General features: G+C 61.5%; 19 protein-coding genes. 14 read left to right on the forward strand and 5 right to left on the reverse strand.

What is annotated here, in order from left to right; all coding sequences use genetic code 11:
- The first annotated feature begins 2 nt into the window (after nt 1–2).
- From FHW84_RS17035 to FHW84_RS17075, 9 genes are all read left to right on the forward strand, one after another.
- The gene (locus tag FHW84_RS17035) at nt 3–1,184 is read left to right on the forward strand and encodes a phage tail sheath subtilisin-like domain-containing protein (protein WP_167257165.1); all 1,182 of its coding nucleotides are present in this window, start codon (nt 3–5) and stop codon (nt 1,182–1,184) included.
- Nucleotides 1,185–1,204: 20 nt separating this feature from the next.
- Nucleotides 1,205–1,717, forward strand: coding sequence for a phage major tail tube protein (locus FHW84_RS17040; protein ID WP_167257166.1), 513 nt, complete (start codon nt 1,205–1,207; stop codon nt 1,715–1,717).
- Between the two features lie 30 nt (nt 1,718–1,747).
- Nucleotides 1,748–2,044: a phage tail assembly protein gene (locus tag FHW84_RS17045; protein WP_167257167.1), complete on the forward strand. Its 297-nt coding sequence runs from the start codon at nt 1,748–1,750 to the stop codon at nt 2,042–2,044.
- A 14-nt stretch (nt 2,045–2,058) separates the two neighbouring features.
- A complete protein-coding gene (locus FHW84_RS17050) occupies nt 2,059–2,175 on the forward strand; it encodes a GpE family phage tail protein (protein WP_167257168.1) in 117 nt (38 codons plus the stop codon).
- A gap of 1 nt (nt 2,176) precedes the next feature.
- The gene (locus FHW84_RS17055; protein WP_167257169.1) at nt 2,177–4,993 is read left to right on the forward strand and encodes a hypothetical protein; all 2,817 of its coding nucleotides are present in this window, start codon (nt 2,177–2,179) and stop codon (nt 4,991–4,993) included.
- 2 nt (nt 4,994–4,995) lie between these two features.
- Nucleotides 4,996–5,463, forward strand: a complete 468-nt coding sequence (locus tag FHW84_RS17060) for a phage tail protein (RefSeq protein ID WP_167257170.1) — start codon at nt 4,996–4,998, stop codon at nt 5,461–5,463.
- Entirely contained in the window at nt 5,460–6,512 is a 1,053-nt protein-coding gene (locus FHW84_RS17065) for a contractile injection system protein, VgrG/Pvc8 family (RefSeq protein ID WP_167257171.1), read from the forward strand. The genes FHW84_RS17060 and FHW84_RS17065 overlap by 4 nt, the downstream gene beginning before the upstream one ends.
- 106 nt (nt 6,513–6,618) lie before the next feature.
- Nucleotides 6,619–7,341 (forward strand): hypothetical protein, encoded by a 723-nt coding sequence (locus FHW84_RS17070; protein ID WP_167257172.1) that lies wholly within the window; start codon nt 6,619–6,621, stop codon nt 7,339–7,341.
- A 71-nt stretch (nt 7,342–7,412) separates the two neighbouring features.
- Complete coding sequence (locus FHW84_RS17075) at nt 7,413–8,231, forward strand: hypothetical protein (protein WP_167257173.1); 819 nt, start codon at nt 7,413–7,415, stop codon at nt 8,229–8,231.
- 306 nt (nt 8,232–8,537) lie between these two features.
- Here the strand turns inward: FHW84_RS17075 and FHW84_RS17080 are convergent, their stop codons facing one another.
- A complete protein-coding gene (locus tag FHW84_RS17080) occupies nt 8,538–9,062 on the reverse strand; it encodes a helix-turn-helix domain-containing protein (RefSeq protein ID WP_167257174.1) in 525 nt (174 codons plus the stop codon).
- A gap of 49 nt (nt 9,063–9,111) precedes the next feature.
- On the opposite strand from FHW84_RS17080, the gene FHW84_RS17085 reads away from it, so the two are divergent.
- The 5 genes from FHW84_RS17085 (at nt 9,112) to FHW84_RS17105 (ending at nt 13,429) form a co-directional block, all read left to right on the forward strand.
- On the forward strand, nt 9,112–9,264 hold the full coding sequence (locus FHW84_RS17085) for a hypothetical protein (RefSeq protein ID WP_167257175.1): 153 nt from the start codon (nt 9,112–9,114) through the stop codon (nt 9,262–9,264).
- Nucleotides 9,265–9,314: 50 nt separating this feature from the next.
- Nucleotides 9,315–9,635 (forward strand): ogr/Delta-like zinc finger family protein, encoded by a 321-nt coding sequence (locus tag FHW84_RS17090; protein WP_279589771.1) that lies wholly within the window; start codon nt 9,315–9,317, stop codon nt 9,633–9,635.
- 12 nt (nt 9,636–9,647) lie between these two features.
- Nucleotides 9,648–10,043, forward strand: coding sequence for a hypothetical protein (locus tag FHW84_RS17095; RefSeq protein WP_167257177.1), 396 nt, complete (start codon nt 9,648–9,650; stop codon nt 10,041–10,043).
- Between the two features lie 335 nt (nt 10,044–10,378).
- A complete protein-coding gene (locus FHW84_RS17100) occupies nt 10,379–13,051 on the forward strand; it encodes a toprim domain-containing protein (protein WP_167257178.1) in 2,673 nt (890 codons plus the stop codon).
- Nucleotides 13,052–13,159: 108 nt separating this feature from the next.
- The gene (locus tag FHW84_RS17105) at nt 13,160–13,429 is read left to right on the forward strand and encodes a pyocin activator PrtN family protein (protein ID WP_167257179.1); all 270 of its coding nucleotides are present in this window, start codon (nt 13,160–13,162) and stop codon (nt 13,427–13,429) included.
- Between the two features lie 385 nt (nt 13,430–13,814).
- Here the strand turns inward: FHW84_RS17105 and FHW84_RS17110 are convergent, their stop codons facing one another.
- The 4 genes from FHW84_RS17110 to FHW84_RS17125 form a co-directional block, all read right to left on the reverse strand.
- Nucleotides 13,815–16,685: a DNA methyltransferase gene (locus FHW84_RS17110; protein WP_167257180.1), complete on the reverse strand. Its 2,871-nt coding sequence runs from the start codon at nt 16,683–16,685 to the stop codon at nt 13,815–13,817.
- A 559-nt stretch (nt 16,686–17,244) separates the two neighbouring features.
- Nucleotides 17,245–17,490 (reverse strand): hypothetical protein, encoded by a 246-nt coding sequence (locus FHW84_RS17115; RefSeq protein ID WP_167257181.1) that lies wholly within the window; start codon nt 17,488–17,490, stop codon nt 17,245–17,247.
- Between the two features lie 69 nt (nt 17,491–17,559).
- On the reverse strand, nt 17,560–18,657 hold the full coding sequence (locus tag FHW84_RS17120; protein WP_167257182.1) for a hypothetical protein: 1,098 nt from the start codon (nt 18,655–18,657) through the stop codon (nt 17,560–17,562).
- Between the two features lie 412 nt (nt 18,658–19,069).
- Complete coding sequence (locus tag FHW84_RS17125) at nt 19,070–19,516, reverse strand: VOC family protein (protein WP_167257183.1); 447 nt, start codon at nt 19,514–19,516, stop codon at nt 19,070–19,072.
- Nucleotides 19,517–19,575: the final 59 nt, after the last annotated feature.

Below are 19,575 nucleotides of genomic sequence, written 5' to 3' on the forward strand. Positions count from 1 at the left end.
CCATGTCCACCGCCTACCACCACGGCGCGCGCATCCAGGAAGCCAGCGATGCCCCGTACGCGCTTAAGACCGTCTCCACCGCCACCATCGGCTTCGTCGCCACCGCCTCGGATGCCGACGCGGCCGCCTTCCCGCTGGACACGCCGGTCCTGCTCACGCAGCCCAAGGCCGGCCTCGCCAAGGCCGGCACCAAGGGCACCCTCGCCCGGGCGCTCCGAGCCATCGCCGACATCGTGACCTGCCCGGTCGTGGTCGTCCGTGTCGCCGAAGGCGTGGACCCCGCGGCCACCACCTCCAACGCGGTGGGTACCGTCAATGCGGAAGGCCGCTACACCGGCCTGCAGGCGTTGCTCACCGCGGAAGCGCGCACCGGCGTACGTCCGCGCATCCTGGGCGCGCCGGGCCTCGATACCAAACCGGTGGCCGACGCATTGGTCACGGTCGCCAAGCGGCTGAAGGCCTTCGCCTACGCCACCTGCGACGACTGCGCCACCCTCGCCGATGCCAAGACCTACCGCGAAGGCTTCGGCGCGCGCGAGCTGATGCTGCTGTGGCCGGATTTCACCACCTGGGACACCGTCGCCAACCGCGAAGCCAAGGCGCTGACGGTCGCCATGGCACTGGGCCTGCGTGCCAAAACCGATCAGGTCGCCGGCTGGCACCGCGTGCTCTCCAACATCCCCGTCGATGGCGTGATGGGCATCAGCGCTGACGTCTACTTCGACTACCTCACCGAGGGCACGGATGCGGACCTGCTCAACGAAGCGGGCATTACGACCTTGGTCAAGCGCAACGGCTTCCGCTTCTGGGGCTCGCGCACCTGCGACACCAGCACGTACGTGTTCGAGTCCTACACGCGCACCGCCCAGGTGGTGGCCGACACCATCGGCGAAGGCGTGTTCGAGTACAGCGACAAAGCCATGCACGCGAGCCTCGTCCGCGACCTGATCGACGCGATCAACGCCAAGCTGCGCGCGCTCACCCGGCAGGGCGCCCTGCTCGGCGGCCGCTGCTGGTTCGACCCGTCGTTGAATGAAACGGCCGACATGCAGGCCGGCAAGCTCGCACTCAACTATGACTACACGCCGGTGCCGCCGCTGGAAGACCTCACTCTGCGCCAGACCTTCACCGACGTGTACATCGCCGATCTCAAGGCGGCGATCACCTCCACCAACAACGCCTGATCGGTGCAAGGAACGGAACCATGAAGCTCCCGAGCAAACTGAAAAACTTCGACCTCTTCCAGAATGGCGAATCCTGGCTGGGCCTGGTGCCGAGCGTCACGCTGCCCAAGCTCACCCGCAAGATGGAGGATTACCTCGCCGGCGGCATGGCCGGCCCCGTCGACATCGATCTCGGCCAGGAGAAGATCGAGCTGGCCTTTACCGCCGGCGGCATCCTGCGCAGCGCGCTGGAACAGTACGGCGCCACCGCGGTGGATGCGGTGCAGTTGCGCTTCGCCGGCGCGTACCAGTCCGACAGCAGCAGCGGCTACAACGCCGTGGAAGTGGCGGTACGCGGCCGCTACAAGGAATTCGATCCGGGCGACGCCAAATCGCAGGCCGACACCGAGCACAAGTTTTCCGTGTCGTGCGCCTACTACCGCCTGAGCATCGACGGCGTGCCGGTCATCGAGATCGACATGCTGGCCAACAAGCTGGTCGTCAATGGCGTCGATCGCATGGCCGCGCAGCGCGCCGCCATGGGCCACTGGTAACCCTTTCCCACTCTTCCCAGGAATTTCCTCATGAATGACACCACCACCATGCCCGTCATCACGCTGGACGAACCGATTCGTCGCGGCGAGCAGACCTTCACCGAAGTGCGCCTGCGCAAGCCTAAGGCCGGCGAGCTGCGCGGCACGCAGTTGGTGAACCTGCTGCATATGGATATCGCCGCGCTGGAAATCGTCCTGCCGCGCATCACCGTACCGACCCTCACCAAGCACGAGGTCGGTCAGCTCGATCCGGCGGACCTCACGCAGTTCGGCTCGGAGCTGGCCTCTTTTTTGTTGACGAAGGCGAAGCGGGAGGGCTTCCCGTAACGGTGGAAGACGCCATGGCCGACATTGCGGTGGTCTTCCATTGGCCACCGCCGACGATGGACGGCATGGACGTGAGCGAGTTGGTGCAATGGCGCGAACGCGCCCGGTTGCGGAACGGCGGCGAGGATTAGCGTGGATCTGAAACTCAGTGTGTTGCTGAACATGATCGACAAGGTGACGGCGCCTTTGCGCGGCATCACCGGCAGTTCCGCCGCCACGTCCAAGGCGCTGCGCGAGACCCGCCAGCGCCTCAAGGACCTGCAGAGAGCGCAGGACGACTTGAAGGGCTTCCGCCAGCTCAAGGCGGGCACCCAGGCCCTGGGCACCCAGCTCTCGGCAGCGCGCCATCGCGCCACCGAGTTGGGCCGCGCCCTCGCCAGCACCACGAACCCGACCCGGCAGCAGACCCGGGAGTTCGCCGCGGCGAAGCGGCAGGCCGTGGCGCTGGGCGCGCAGTACCAGGCCCACGTCCGCCGGCTGCAATCCGTGCGCGAAGCCTTGGGCGCCGCCGGCATCCATACGCGCGATCTGGCCAGCCACGAGCGACGCCTGCGCGACGACATCGCCGCGACGAACGCTCAGCTCGGCGAGCAGCAGAAAAAGCTCAGCGCGCTCACCCAGCAGCAACAGAAGATGGCTGCGGCGCGGCAGAGCTTCGAGCGCAGCTCGGCGACGGCGGCGCACCTGACCGTGGGCGGGTATGCCACCCGGGAGACCGGCAAGCACCTGCTGGACGCGATCAGCCCTACGGTGACCGAGGCGAAGGCCTGGACGGCGCAGGTCGCGCAGCTGCGTGCCATGGGTGTCGGTGATGCCTTGGTGACCGATGCGGTGAAGTTCGCCCGGGCGCAGGACATCATGGGCACGAGTGCGACCGAGACGCTCAAGCTCCTGAAAGAGTCCTACAGCGTCTTGCGCGACATGCACGAGGCGGAGGCGGTCACGCCCTACCTGGCGCGGATGAAGTTCGGCATCGAGACGGTGATGGCCCAGGGCGGGCACGGCGAGGGCCACGGCGAGACCGCCGAGACCATGTTCATGGACCTGCTTAAAGTTGCCGAGCTGCGCGGCGCCGCCAAAAGCCCAGAAAGTTTGAAGCGCGTGCTGGACTTCGCCACGCAGGCTTACGTCGCCTCCGGCGGCCTGGTGAAGTCCGAAGACCTGCTCAACATGATCAAGACCGGCGGTGTCGCCGCCAAGCAGCTGGACGATCAGTCGTTCTTCTTCGGGCTGCTGCACACCGTGCAGGAAATGGGCGGCCACCGCGCCGGTACGGGTCTGGCGACCGCCTACCAGAATTGGGCGGCCGGCCGCTCCACGCGCCAGTCCGCCGACGAGTTGTTCCAGCTGGGCCTGCTCAAGCCGGGCGCCATTGAAGTCCACGAGAAGACGGGCCACCTCAAGAAGCTGCTGCCCGACGCGCTCCAAGAGGGCGACCTGTACCGCGCCAACCCGTTCGAGTACCTGATGACGCGCGTCATCCCGAAACTCAATCCGGACGGCCAACTCTCCGACCAGCAAGTGGTGAGCAAGATCAACGCGCTGTTCTCCGGCCGCAAGGGCGGCGACCTGTTCGCGTCGCTGTTCATGGAGCGCGCCAACATCGCCAAGCACCTGGCAGCGACGCCGAAGGCCTACGGCGTGGAGGCGCTGTACAACCTGGCCGGCCAGAACGCCGCCGGCCAGGAAGCGGAACTGCTGGCCCGCAAGTCCGATCTCTATCGCGAGTTGGGGGAGCAGTTGCTGCCGCTGTACGTGGCGGGTCTCGGCAAGCTGGTCGGCGTGCTGCGCGCAGTGAACACCTGGTCGCAGCGTCACCCGATGCTGGCCAAGGGCATGGGGGTAGTCGCCGGAAGCGCGGGCGTGCTGCTGGCGACGGTGGGTAGTCTCATGGTGGCGTTGGGCGGACTGCTCGGTCAGTTCGCGTTGCTGCGCTACGCGATGCGACTCGGCGGGCTTCGCCTCGGCGCACTCGGCGGCGAAGGCGGGCTGTTGTCGCGCCTGCCGATGCTCGGCCGCCTCTTCCCTTCCCTCGCCACCGGCGCCCGTGCGGCGATGCTGGCGATCACCGGCGTGAGCCTGCCGGTCGCCGCGCTGATCGGCGTGGTCATCGTCGCGGCGCTCGCCGTGCGTCGCTACTGGCAACCGATCTCCGCCTGGTTCGCCGGCGTGTGGGAAGGCATCGGCCAGGCGGTGGGGCCGGTGTTCGCCGACATCGGCCGCGCGCTCGCGCCGCTCAGGCCGGCGTTCGACGTGATCGTCGGGTGCTTGGTCAGCGTGTGGCGCTGGATCACGCAGCTGTTGGAGCCGATGCAGGCGACCCAGGAGCAGATGGCCAGCGCCCGCGCGGCCGGCGTGGCGTTCGGGCAGCTGGTCGGCGCCGCCATCCGCGGCGTAGTGCAGGCCGTCACCTTCGGCGTGCAGATGTTCGTGGCCCTCGGCGAAGCCATCGGCACCGCGGCGGGCTGGGTGGTGGTCCATTGGGAGCCGGTCAAGGCCTGGTTCGCCGAGATGTGGCAAAGCGTGGAGAACGCCGCGCGCAAGACGCTCGACTGGATCGCTGAGAAGCTCGGCGCGGTCCGCGAGCTGATCGATCGCATTCGGCACCTGGGGCAGAACAGCCCGGTGACGCCACCGGGCACCACGCCTATCGACTGGATCACCGGCGATGACCAGGAGAAGGCCCGCAAGATCGCCGATGCCATCGCCCGCACGCCCCTGGCCGGCGGCGAGGCGACGGGCCAGGGAGCCAGCCTGGTCAGCCCCACCGCACCGGTAGGCGTGCGTCCACCGAAGACCGTGGTCATGCAGGGCGACCAGGTCACGATGCACGTGGACGCTCGCGGCAACGATCCGGACGTAGTGCGCCGGCAGGTCGCGGACGCCATGGCTCGTCACGAGCGCAGCAAGCAGGTGCGCGCACGCTCCGCCTTTAGCGACGAGGATTGAGAATGGATGGGATGGTCTTGATGGCCTTCGGGCCGTTCGTGTTCGGCATGCGCACTGCGGCTTACGAAGAGCTGCAACGTCAGATGCAGTTCAAGCATGCGGCAAACGCGCGGCTGGGCAAGCGTGACGCCTACCAGATCGTGAGCCCTGGTACCGAAATGCTCACGCTGTCGGGTGTCGTGGCGCCGGAGGTCTCGGGCACGCTCGCCTCCATCACGCAGTTGGAAACCATGGGCAGCGAGGGACGGGCCTACGTCCTGGTCGACGGCGCCGGTCACATCTACGGCGTCTACTTCATCGACAGCCTGCAAACCACGCAGAGCGCGATCCACAGCGATGGCACGCCACGCAAAGTGGCCTTCTCGCTTACGCTGTGCCGCAGCGATGACGAGCCCGCCGACGAAAGCAGCGACGACCTGGCCGGCGGTCCCTCGCCGGAGGCGCAGGAACGCGCCCGAGCTACCGCATGATCGTCCAGCCCACCAACCCGCTGCTGCGCCCTACCTGCCAGATCACCATTGATGGCAAGGACCGCACCGCGCGGATCATGCCGCATCTGATCCAGCTCACCGTGGAGTCCCACCGCCAGGATCACGCGGATACGGTGAGCTTGAACCTGGACGACAGCCGAGGGCAGATCGCTCTGCCGCGCCGCGGCGTGGAGATGCGAGTGATGCTCGGCTTTGAAGGGCTCGGCGTGTCGTTGCAGGGCACCTACCACGTGGACGAGATCGAACACAGCGGCACGCCCGACACCGTGAGCATCATTGCGCGCAGCGCGAAGCTGACGCGGGAGCTACGTGCGCGTAAGGAGCGCAGTTGGAACGAGACCACGGTGGGACATGTGGTGCGCGTGATCGCGGGCGAACACCAGCTCACGCCGTGCGTGGCGGCGAGCCTGGGCCGCCTGCCAGTGGAGCACCTGGCGCAGACGGAATCCGACGTCGCGCTGTTGCGTCGTCTGGGCAAAATGTGGGATGCGGTGGCCACGGTGAAGGCGGGCAACCTGCTGTTTATGCCCGTCGGCGCCGCGCGGACGGTCAGCGGCAAACCGCTCGAACAGCTGGTCTTGCAACGTGCCGATGGTGATCGGCATCGCTTCCATGAAGCCGACCGGGACGCCTACACCGGGATCCGCGCGCGCTGGCACGACGTGGGCGCAGGGCGCGGCCGCACCGTGCTGGCTGGGCAGACAGGACATGTGAAATTCCTGCGCGGCGACTTTGCCAACCAGGAGGACGCCCAGCGCGCCGCGGAGGCCGAGCTGGCCCGCGTGCGGCGCGGCGCGTCTACATTCTCGCTCGACATCGCCATCGGGCGCCCGGATCTCTACCCCGAGATGCCGGCGCGCACACGCGGCTGGAAACCAGAGGTGGATGCCATCGACTGGATCGTGGTGAAGGCGACGCACAGCCTCACGCCGAATGACGGCTACACGACCTCCGTAGAGCTTGAAAGCAAAGCGATCGCCGGTGAGACTGCGGCCACAGATGAGGCCGATGGCGATGAGTTGGCATAACGAGACAAAAGCCCTTCAACCGCTTGGTCGCACTGGCCCTCTTTAACCTGCGATGCAACAGCCTCCGACATAGGGCAATATGTGCCACGTCAACTAGGGAAATCCGATGGCCACCCGACCGATCCTAGCGCCGGACGTCCGACAGAAGATCTTATCGATCGTATCCCTCCATTGGGAAACTAATGGCGCACCTTTGTTGCTATCGCGCCTAGGGCAGCTTCTCCGTACAGGAGGCGTAGATCTAACGGCCACATTTGGCAGCACCAAAATGGTGGACGCTCTTCGCTTAGAACTCGATGAAAACCTCATCGTTAAGACGCTTCCAGAGAATCCCACCATTGTTGTCGTTGCACCTCGTAACGCTGGTGCTGCAGCGAATGTAGCCATCCAAGCTCTGGATCAGTCCCCTCCAAAAAATGACGATAGCCCAGCTATTCCGCGTTACAACAAAGCTATCTGGGCTGCGTTTAGCTGGCCTATCAAGCCAGGGCAGGTGCGAACCGTATCTCTGGAACCTGTAGCGTTTAAGGATGTAGATGCCAACCTGGCAATCAGTGCGGCGACCAAGAAGATAAGCCCTGCACTGGTCGTAACTCGCACTGCCAATCAGGATCCCAAGGAGCACCAAAGATTGGTTGCTCAGGCGATCACTAAATGGGCGAAGGATAGTGGGGTCGCTGAGAGCGAGCTACTTGCTTCGAACATAGCAAAGAAGTCGGCAAATGCTGGGGACTCCCTGTTGAGTCGTATGATCGAGGCGCTTTCTCCCGATCAGCTACAACGCGTAGCTCTCCCTTTAGATGTTGTTGACCGCCTTCTTAAATCCTAATGGCTCCCCGCCACATCATTGGACTAGCCGGCATACAAGAGGGCTGGTTTTTCGACCAGGTGCAATCTCGCATGCGTGAGCGGGATGGGGTGCGATTTTTTGGAATCCCCTACACCAAAGGTTACACAGAAAGCTACGCTTTTAGTTTCATCAAGCGCTTCGCCAATATGGTAAGCGACGACCATAACAATGAGCTAAGAGACACCTCTTTTGCGATCATTGCTATCTCACGCAATGGCGAGCCTATTGAACGCAAGTTCATCAATCCACTTTTCCCGGCCGTCGTTGTGTCGAGCGTGACTTGGACGCCCGATGATTGGTCCAAGACTACCGAGAACTCATCAATTAAAAGGCTCGTCCCGTTACTTTACGCCGAGGCTGCACGTCTAACCGGCGCTATCGTAGCTCTCCGCAAGGAGCTGATCGAACGAGCGAATAAGACTCCGTTACTTCTTCCCCCTAAGAACTTCAAGGGAGACGAACTTATCCCCATGCTTAGAGAGGTGGAAGGGATACTGCTAAGAGATACTGATTGTCAGAGCGCGATAAGGCGATGCTCCGATCGGTTCGCTAAAAACTATGGCTACAAGCCAGACTCTCAGGCCACGGATGCATTCCTCGACCATAGCAACGTGGTGTTCAAGGCTCCTGGAAACGATAAGCATGGCTTCGTTCGTCGCCTCGCTGGCGATCACGGGCACATGTGCGTCTTGAGCGCAAGACGCAGATTGAGTGGTGCGTTTGATCCAGGGTTCCACTGGGATTGCACCAACAAGCACAAGCCCAGGACAAACTTGTCGGGCGAGTTCCATAGCTGCCACGGCCCGATGCGTGAAGAAACGGGCAACCCTCATCTGAACATCGCGCCCAACGATTTTGTACGGCCATAAAAAAGTTATGGCCGGCAGCTGCCGGCCATAACTCATGCATCTATTGCACTCTTCACTACGCCGCACGAGAAAATACTTTCTTTCTCTACATGCCTAATGATTGTGCGGGCAACTGTAGGGATAGTGCCCTACCGTCTACAGAAAGCGCCAACGCACATCATGACGGCCACATCGTGCATTTGTATCTGGGCCGCTTTTCGCTCTGGCAGCTCCCCCATTTCTCCGATACCTCTCAAGAAGTAGGTTTGCTGCGCACGGGGCGCGGCGCAAAATATGCGCCCACGGGAAGTCTAGCCACATCTTTGATCAAGTCATAGAGGCCAGCCACTCCGCATACTCAGGGACAGTACGCTTGAGGTGCTGCTCCAGCCAGATCACCTCTTCGTGAGACCGGGTCGCCTCCCACTCGTTCACGAATCGTGTAATGCGCTCAGCAGACCGCGTGGAGGCCATCGGCACCGCTGCCGACGCGCTTTTAGCTACGGTGTCGGTCGTCGCCGTTTCCGCATGGCGGTGGCGCCCCAAGACCAACCAGTCCATGGAGACGCCTAATGCGGCGGCAATACTGGCGCAGTAGGCGAATGGTGGACTGTTGCGCTGACGCCAGTTGCTGGGCGTACTCGCGCCGCTGAGCCCCAGCGCAGCGGACAAACCCACATCGTTCTTCACGCCCACCGCTTGGCGCATCCGCAGAATGATTTTGTCGGCATCAAGCTCGATCGGACTAATTACACGATCCGGCCTTTTATCGTTCATAATGTGTTGCACAGCTCCGTTATGTGGAGTATCTTTCACATTGTGTAGCACTTCCACATCGTAACCCATCGCCATGAATAACTCCCTGGTTAAGCCCTGCCGGGCGTATGCGCCCCGTGCCGCCATGAAACGAAAGCGGATCGGCGTCGGCCTGGATCCCGACCAGCTCGCGCAATGCCAGCGATTGGCACGGGCCGAACACAAGACCGACGCCGCCTACGTGCTGACGGTCTACCTCGAAGGTTTGGAAATGCGCCTCGCCAACCGGCCGGCCTGACCGACCCCGCGCATAAGTAAGAACACAACCGGTGTACGAGGACTAAACGGATGCATTCAAATCGATGCTCGATTCGCTGTCCGCATTGCCAGGAACGTGCCGCCACGATGACCTCGCGCGCACTGAGCCCCCTCGTGCGGGAAATCTATTTCCAATGCATGGGTATCGAATGCGGCCACCGCTTCGTCGCCCACCTCGGCATCGTCCGTACGCTGGTGCCCAGCATGCATCCGCGTGACGACGTCATGCTGCCCATGGTGGAGCGACGGACCAACGACATCATCGTGGCCAGAACCCCCAACACATCCGCACCGCCACCCGGCATCACGCAGCCCGCCGCGCGCCAACCCGTGCCGCCCGCCTTCAACTAACAGGGGATTACCGTGTCGTTCCTTCTCGAAAGCGACCAGAAAAACACACCGGAAGCACGCCTCTCGGTGGCTTTGGCCTTCCTTGATGCGCATGCCGCTCAGCATCTGGACGAAGCGCAGCTGATCACGCGCTGCACGGCGGCCGTGATGGAGCGGTTCGCCGTGAGTCAGCGCACCGCCAATCACGATGCGCTGCACGCGCTCGCCGCGACCCAAGCCCGTAATGAACCGGCCTATGTGGACATCAACCACTCCACCAGCCATGTCATCTATGTCACCAGCGCTCGCACCGGCCGTCTGATCGCATTCACCGCGAGCGAACTGATCTCCCTGGCCGACGAGCGTCGCGCCACCGCGCAGGACGCCGAGTACACTACGGCGCGCTGCGGTCGCCGCGCCGACCGCTAAACCTCCGCTTCCCCCTCGACTCTCTCACCACCGGCAGCCCACGGGCTGCCGGCACGGAGACGGCTTGCCTCATGAAAGGCTACGCATGACCACCGACCTTAAGCACTGCGCCGTCTGTCAGTTTCATCGGCTGCTTGGCGGCGACATTCACCTATGCACCTTGCCGCCCTACTGCGCGCCGCCGATGCCTGACGATGGCGTCGACAGGGACGCGTGGCTCCACAGCGAAGCATGCCTGTCTCTCTATGTCGGCACAGCGTGCGACGTGATGCGTCGCATGGGCGCCCTGTGTGGTCCGCGCGGCCGCCTATGGAGCCCTGCCAATGGCCGTTGACATGAGCATCGACCTGCAGCGGGATGTGCTCGACCAACTGAACCGTGACTTCGACTTCAAGCCGGTGCGCAAGGGCTATCTTCGCGGCGGTAAGTGCCCGAGCTGCAGCAAACCGGAGCTGTACGCCAACGCCGACGCGCCATGGGTGGTGCGCTGTGGCCGCCTGAAAAACTGCGGCTATGAGGCGCGCGTCAAAGAGCTGTATCCCGATCTGTTCGACAACTGGTCGGAACGCTTCAAGAAGACCGACGACAGCCCCCACGCGGCGGCCGATGCGTACCTGGCCAGCTCGCGGGGCTTCAACCTGGCACGGGTGCGCGGCAGCTACACCCAGGAGTGGTACCGCGACGCCGAGACCAAGGCGACCTCGGCCACCATCCGCTTTCCCCTGCCCGGCGGCAGCTATTGGGAACGCCTGATCGATCGGCCCCACCGCTTCGGCAAGATGAAGGCGCGCTTTGCGCCGGGCGCAAGCTACGCCGGCCAGGTGTGGACCCCGCCGACGCTGACCACCGACCGATTGCGCACGGTGGACGAACTGTGGCTTGCCGAGGGCATCTTCGATGCTGTCGCGCTCGATCACCACGGCATCGCAGCCGTCGCCGCGATGAGCTGCAACAACTACCCGTCGACCTTCCTGCGTCAGCTGGCCGAACTGCGCCCGAGCCATCGCCCCAGGCTGGTATGGGCCTTGGACGGCGATGCTGCGGGCCGCGACTACACCCGCCGCTGGGTGCAGCGTGCCCGCAAGGAAGGCTGGACCTGCGAAGCGGCCACCATTCTGCAGACCTCGCGCAAGAAAGATGATTGGAGCGATCTGCATCTGGCCGACCGGCTCGGCCTCAAGGACATGGACGAGTTTCGCTACCAAGGGTCGCTGCTGATCGCCCGATCCGCCGCGGATAAGGCGCGCCTCATGTACGGGCGCACCGGCATGGCCACGTTTTTCTACGATCACGACGACCGCCTGTACTGGTTCGACCTCGACATCAAGGCCTACGACAAGACCATGCAGCAGCTGCTGGAAAAGGACGCTGACCTGGCGGAAGACGAGCGCCGCGACATGGCGTTGGCCGAATCCTGCGACAACATCGAAATCGCCAACTGCAACCCGCTTCCCTTGTACTACCAAGCGAACGAAGTCACCGACGAATCTTGGTACTACTACCGCGTGAGTTTTCCGCACGGTGGCCGCGCCGTGAAGAACACCTTTGCCGGAAGCAGCCTCGCCAGCGCGAGCGAGTTCAAAAAGCGTCTTCTGAGCATCGCGCCCGGCGCGGTGTTTACGGGCACGAGCCAGCAACTGGATCGCATCATCAAACAACAGCTCTACGGCATCAAAACCGTGGAGACCATCGACTACGTGGGCTACACCAAGGAACACGGCGTCTATGTGATGGGCGAACTGGCTATCCGCGACGGCGCCGTGTTCGACCTCAACGACGAAGACTACTTCGAGATCGGCCGCCTCAATCTCAAGACGCTGACGCACTCGCCCGCGCTGACGATCAGCCGTGATCGCAAGTCCTACCGCGAGGACTGGCTGCAGCTGGTGTGGAAGTGTTTCGGCGCCAAAGGTCTGGTGGCCCTGACGTTCTGGTTTGGCAGCCTGTTTGCCGAACAGATCCGCGCGGAGCAGAAAAGTTACCCGTTCCTTGAACTGGTGGGTGAAGCCGGCGCCGGCAAATCGACGCTGATCGAATTCCTGTGGAAGCTAGTCGGCCGCCGCGACTACGAGGGCTTCGACCCGTCCAAGGCCACGCTCGCCGCGCGCGCCCGAAACTTCGCCCAGGTGGCCAACCTGCCGGTGGTGTTGATCGAGAGCGACCGCGACAACGGCGAGGATGCCAAGAAGAAGTCGTTCGACTGGGACGAACTGAAGACCGCCTATAACGGCCGCAGCGTGCGCGCACTCGGCGTGAAGAATTCCGGCAACGAAACGCGCGAGCCGCCGTTCCGCGCAACCGTCGTCATTTCGCAGAACGCCAAGGTGGATGCCAGCGAGCCCATCATGCAGCGTATCTGCCACATCACGGTGGATCGCTCGGCGCACACGACCGAGACCCGTGCCGCGGCGCTCGAACTGGAACGCATGCCGGTCGATGCGGTGAGCTATTTCTTTGTCATGGCCGCGCGCCAGGCCGAGCAGGTGCTCACGACGGTGAGCGAGAAAGCGCCGATCTACGAACTGGAACTGCTCGCCCACGAAGCCGTAAAGACCACGCGCATCGCCAAGAACCACGGGCAACTGTTGGCCCTGTTCGAAGCGCTCGGCGCGCTCATCCCTTTCACCGACGAACAGAAAGCGGCAGTGACGCGCGAGCTGCTGGCCATGGCCATCGAGCGCCAGTCCTCGATCAGCGCTGACCACAAGGTTGTGCAGACCTTTTGGGAGCGGTTCGACTATCTGGACGAGTGGAACAGCGCCGCGCCGGGCCTCAATCACAGCCGCAACCCGCACGAAATCGCCGTCAACCTCAACCACTTCGAGGAACGCGCGCGCGAACACCGCCTCGATGTACCAGCCCTGGCCGATCTCAAGAAGTACCTGCGCACGTCGCGCTCACGCAAGTTCATCGACCTGAAACCGGTGAACAGTGCCATTTGGCTGCAGGACCAGACCGACCGATCCCGCGGCCGCACCGTCAAGTGCTGGGTCTTCCAGCGCGATTAGCCGGTGACGTTGATCCACACGAGGCAGGGGAGAGGGATTGCAGCGCCTCGACGCCACACCTGACAACTACATGACCTACCAGTACTTAGAACCTAAGCAGTTGATACGATGAACACTTTGTTTTCGCTACTAGCGCAGTATGAAACCGCCCAGATACCGCTCAACAAGTGTTGCCATTTGTTCGGCCTCAAGCCAGAAGAAGCAGCGAAGCGCGCGGGACGGCACGCACTGCCTGTCCCGGCATTCCGAATTGGCACACAGAAAGCACCCTGGCTGATCGATGCTAAGACACTGGCCGATCATCTAGATAGGCTACGTGAGAACGCAATGCGCGATTGGGAGAAACTGAAGGGTGCAGGTGGCACAACGTTGCAGTAAGCAATCTTCGAAGCGCGGCAGTGGACATCATGCGTGGCCCGAAGACCACCAGCGCCGAGCGGCCAAGCAAAGGCAATTTTTCACCATGTATGCCCGTGATCATACAGCTACCACCGGTGCAAGGAACTCCCAACTATCCCGAGACTTCCTACTAGACTTACTCGTGCACTTGCCTCGTTACGTCATACATGACTTCGCTGGAAGTTTCGTGCATGTCTTTCGAGGTCGGATTCGTAAAGCCAGAGAGCGGCTTTTACGCCGCCTTCTGCCGTCGCCTGTAGCTCCTCCCTCAAGAAGTGCTCATGATCAACATGACATCTTGATGCTGACTGCCCAACCCCGCTAGTCGCCACGCGTGCCGCAACAGCGGGTGCTTATGAAAAATCTAGGCTCGGCCGAAAGCGTCAGCACTAACCAGCGTAGCGCCAGCGGTATAGGTTGTGGGCACACCCGGACCACAAACAGGTTGGCCAGCTGCAAGACGATTCGCTACAGCCTCGTTTAAGACTAGCAATTGCGTGAGCAGATCTTTCTTTGCGCTAAACCGGTAGGCGGCGAGCACGGCCGCATCCAGCGCGGCGTGAGCGTCCTTGAGTGGATTCCTGCCCGGCAGGTCGAGCGTGCGGTAGAGCGTGCGCAGGCCGCCATCGATCGATTGCAGGGCGGTCGCGCGCACGGCCCGCAAGACACGGCCCGCTTCAGCCACCGCATCCACCTGCTCCTTCGTAGGCGACTGGGGCCATGGGAAAGTGTCAAAGACCGATTCCGATGTGTAGCGAGGATCGGACTTCATGTTCGAGCACTTTGCGTGGAACCACTGGTAGTGCGGGGAGGATTGCAGCACGCCAAAGCTGAAATCGTCTTCGAGCGCGAAAACTTGCAGAGCATCGCCCGGGCGGATTGCCCTTTCCACAAATGAAAAGATCGGCCGCTTGGTAACTCGTGAACACGCCAGATAGCGGCTCATCTTAGCAAGGGCACTAATTAATTCTGTTCTCGGTCGCCAATGGCGCCACCACAGGTCGGCCGAAGTCACCCGCTCCGTATCGCCTTCGCTGGCTTTCGCCGTGATATCAGGCAACACACTCCGCTCAATCAGTGCAAACGCCTTGGAATAACGCTTCGCCTCCAAGATAGACAACTCCGAAAAGTCCACGATGAAACGTGAGATCGCTCGATTGCCCAACAGGTCATCCCCGACGAGATACGGATGAACTACTTCGCCCTCTCCATCAGTCACCAACCTCTGCCGCACGACGCTATCAACCAAAAAGCCAGAATGACCTGGAGTGATGCCCTGGCAAACCACCACCGCGTTGTTGCACGCCAATGGCTTGGCGCCCGCAACATCTACACCGTCTGACAACGCGGAGTTGATGACATTCACCTCACGCATATCCAACTCGAAATCCTTGTCCGCACGTCCGCCACCGCGCTTCTTGCGCTTCGCCTTGCCTGGTATCGGCGCCGCCTTGAACCAGAGTCGGCGCGACGCAGGCAACAGCGCCTCGTCTTGGGTACGCACCCAGTTGACAACGGACACATGCACGTTAGCCTCGCCCGACCACGGCTGGTTATCGACGGCTTCCACCACGGTGCCGCTGGCGCAGATCACATCCAGCCCGCCTACGCGGCTGGCATTGTTGCGGACGTTCTGAGTGCCGACTAGGCCGGCGTGTCCGGTGAGCGGATCGGCCGTGATGCAGGTGGGCAAGAGTTCGGCGGCGCGGCGAAACCAGTACACGCAGAAGTCCGCCATGCCCGGCACCTCCGGGTATGCCCTGCGTAGCCGCTTCACGTAATCCACGCCCAGCTTGGGTTTGAGCAGCTTAGCGCCCAGGAACGGCGGGTTCCCGATGATCACATCCGCGCTGGGCCACGGGGTACGGCTGTTGTCCGGCGCGATCAACGCATCACCGGTGTGGAAGTTGGCGTCAAGGTTGTCCAGTGGCAAAGCATTCTCGCTGATGTGCAGCTCGTCGATGGCCAGCTTGTGCGCCAGCATCATGGTGACCTTGGCCAGCTCCACCGCAAACGGGTTGATGTCTATGCCGTAAAAGTTGCGCGCCGTGACGAACCCGAACGGGCGCTGCGCCGCATCCACGCTCTTGAACTCGCCCATACGCTCGTAGATGGACGCTTCCAGTCGCTTCATCTCGCGGTAGGCGATGTAGAGAAAGTTGCCCGAGCCGCAGGCGGGATCGAGCACGCGAAAGCTCTCGATGCGGGCGAGCAGCTGCTCCAGCCCCTTGAGCGTTTTGGTGCGCTCGATCTGCTCGCGCCACGGCTCGACGATGGTGGGGCCTACCACCTTCATGATGTCCACCGGGCTTGTGTAGTGCGCGCCGTGGGCGCGACGCTCCTCGGCATCCATGCTGTGCTCGAAGATGGCACCGAATATTTCCGGCCGCACCTTGGACCAGTCGAACCGCGCTGCGTCACGCAGCAGCGCGACTTCAGCGGCGGTCAACTCGATGCGCGCGGGATGGGCAAACAAGCCGCCGTTGAAGTACGGCACGCCCTTGAACCGCCCGCCGGCGGTGATCCCGGGCGTATTCATCTCCACGAACAGCTGGCCGATCAGGTCGTAAGCCTGGGGCGGCGTGTGGCAATCGTCCAGCAGATGGGCGAAGAAATAGCGCTCCAGCAGGCCGATGTCCTCGGCAAACAACGCCATCAGCGATTGCAGGGTAAAGCGCTGGGCGAGATCGCGCGGCACCTGACGCCCGATCAGCGCGCGAAACAGCTCCACCAGCTTGTCGGCCGCATCGCGGGTGACGGTTTCCTGATGGTTGCCGAACACCGGCTCTTCATCATCGGGAAACAGGAAAGCCAGCGGGCCGTACCGGGCGGGCAGCTCGGCCAGCGTCACCTTGTCGACCGGGCTGTCCATCTGGGTTTCAAAGTCGTACACCCAGAACTCGTCGAAATTGCACAGCACCACCCAACGCGGGCGTCCCGGCACCAGCCGCGCCCAGTAATCGAAGGCCTGCCGGTAATGCCGCGTGAGGTCTTCGCCCCGCTTTTTCATTTCCACCAGCACGACGGGCTTCCACACAAGGTCGGCAAAGCTGGTGCCCTTGCCCTCTTTCTTCACCCGCTCCTCGAATACCGCGCCGACTTCCTTAACGCCGGGTTGGCCGAAAGCACGAAACAGCCGATCCAGAAAGATTTGCGCCTCGCCTTTTTCATCGCCGCGGATATGGGCGGCGCACCATTGGACGAACTGGTCGAGGTGTTCCTGCTTCTGCGTCATGGGCGCGTGGCTTCCTGCGGTGATACCGATGGGTGACCCGATAAGATTAGGCGGTTTGGTCAGGCGAGTGACGCTGAGACAGCCAGCCTAGGCGCTGTGTTGGAAATGCAACCCGCCCAGTCCTCCCCGCCACGGACCCCGTATCCATGCCGCCTCCTTATCTATCGCACATGTCTGCTTCGGGTTCCCCTGACAGCCTCGGGAACTCTTCCCAAAGAAGCTCACTAAGTCGAACATTCCCTATCCTCCCTTGGGCTTCTTAATAGCGCTTGGACTACCCGCTATTCCCATCAGCCCCCCTTCCAACTCCAAGCGTGTACCCCACACCGGCGCTCACCAGAACAAGCAAGTTTGAAGAAGCGTCAATTTTCATAAACAGCGCTATAACGTACGCGACAGTCACGACAATCAAGACAATCGCACCCGTAAAGGTCCTAACAAAACTATCGCGCGCTTTGGATCGCGCTGCAATTACGGATGGCACCAAGATGGAGCCGGCGCCATCGACACGAGCCTGAGTATTTGCCCTGGCGAATACCGAATTTTGTACAGACTTCCTTTATGAGATAAGGCCCGCGTAGACGGCGGAAAGCAGGCGAACATTCCCGCAGTTTTGACATGTCATGGGGAGTACCGGGAACACTTCCATGTTGCCGCCCAGCTTTACCCCCTCCTCCTTTGTAATCTCCACCATAGTAAATAGTCGATCATTAATGCTGAAATCAGCATGGCCGCAAACCGGACAATCCTTGGACCATTTCTCCCGAATGAAGTCCAATGCTTTTTTTGTGTCGTACGTCGCCATCTGTGCCTCCATAGAAGTGGTCTATATAATGGTCGTAATACAAACAATCATACTTCGGAAAAACCTTTGCTAGACGTAGTTCGTTTGAATGTGGCGAATCGCGTCGTCAAAAGGTCGCGGTTCGTAGCTATAGCGCGCTTCCGCTCCAGGCCCCAGCAACGCCCGGAATCGAGCGTCGACGCCACCGCCGACCGCCTCGGGGTTGTACACAACAATGCGCCTAAGCATTGACTGCCCTACGCAACCCAGAGCATAAAGATTTCTGAAGAAGGAATCAGTCTCTGGCAGAGAGTAGCCAATGATGTAGATGCTTTCAGCACCAGATAACTCCTGGGCTGCGGCTGCCCACACTTGAGAGAGCTGATGATGATAGTCCGCCTTATTCCAACTTGGCGGAACGATAAGCGGCTCCGGACCAACGAGCATCTTTTTTTGATCGATGATTAGCTTGGCAAGCTGAGATCCAACAGGAAGGCGGATCGAGCCTTCCTCAGTGAACATTGGCGTCGTTGTCCAACTCATGTACTCGGCCATATGCATCGGTATAACCGACTTATCGCCTTTTTCATCGACATGGGTTGCCCAATTCAGCGACCCGTGAAGCTTCAACAGATTTACCGGATCGCCGTTATGGTGTGGCGGCTTGTCCAGAACGTAATTGGGCCCAAGGCCCGCATAATAAAGCGCTAGGTCGGCCGCCACGTCGTAGTTGAAAGTAACTACAGAAACGCTTTTGCGCGGATGGGCTTTGCCACGCAGCGCAACAACAAGATCTACAAATGACTCATATGGCTCCGGAGGGTGGTACTTCCTTCCTACCAGCGGATACCTCATCGTTGTTTCGAGTGTTTCAACGATGACAGTTTTCAGCGATGCGATGGTTGCCTCTATCTCGGTAACATTCCCGAGCCCGGGAATGCGCTGGATGACTCGGCCCAGTTCGAACGTCGTAAAGATGGATTCAAGATTAGTGAGATCAAGGCGAGCTTTCGAATGGACCTGTTGCAGGCCGCCAATTGCGCGAAAGACCCTCTCGAAGTGCTCTTCTTTTCCTGACACTTTGTTAGCAGCCCAGAGATCGCGGGCCGTGTCTAGGAAGTCATACATCAAGGGCGCACCACACTTGCGCGATGCCCCTGCACCCAAGATGAAAACGACGTCGCTCATATTTATGCTCTTCCTTGGTCGTCTATGGCGATAAGTTGACGGAAGACGACGGTGGGCTGTTCACCGCTCGAAATACCCTTCAACCCTCCCTCTCCTGAGGTCCACCATGGCCGGGAGCAGACATTTAGAGTCTTGCCGAGCTTACCCGCTGGCCGCAAGGTCAAAGGACCTCACGGAAGGGTGTCGGTGCTACGACAGTGCAACATCACCTAGGGTGAGCCCGTGGCAATCTAAACACACCAATGCTTAAGCCGCTTTATCGGTCCAGTCCATCATGGGGGCGACCGAGAGGCGGAAAGCGGCGGGAGCGGGGGTTTGCATGGGGAATATTCTAGCTGCCCCTTGCACTGGCCATTTCATCGCCGGCCGTCCAGTGGACCGCCATCAGCGGCCACTTAACGGGCCGCACACGTCACACAGGCTTGTCGCCGCAGTGGCTGGTATAGAAAGTGATGCCGTTGCCATCGGGGTCTTGCATCGAAAAATAATGGTGGCCGTATAGCGTTTCGTCGGCGATCTCGGCGGGCGAATATCCTTTGCCAACCAGATCGGCTCTATAGCGTTCCAGATCTTCTTTTGCGTGACCCGCAATCATCAGATCGATTCTTTCGCTAAGGAATTCGGGCCTCTGGCCATTACGGCCGTCCAGCAGCGCATCGCTCTGCTCCTCGCCCTTTTGAAACAGCAGCAGATGCGTGCCGCCCCGCAGTTCGATGATCGCTATTCCAGGGAACGTGCCGGCCTCACGCAGACCCAGGCCGGCATAGAACGGGTAGCTGACCTCGACTTTCCGGACTTTCATGACAAAGTGCCCAAGCGCCGCGGCCGGCAAGGGACTTTCCGCTTCAAATTCTTTCATCGGTTTTCCTTCAGGTGAGTTCGCGGCGGCTGCCTTGTGGTGCCCGCCCCATCGCATTA

It is taken from the genome of Dyella sp. SG562 (genome assembly GCF_011759495.1).
Taxonomy (GTDB): domain Bacteria; phylum Pseudomonadota; class Gammaproteobacteria; order Xanthomonadales; family Rhodanobacteraceae; genus Dyella_D; species Dyella_D marensis.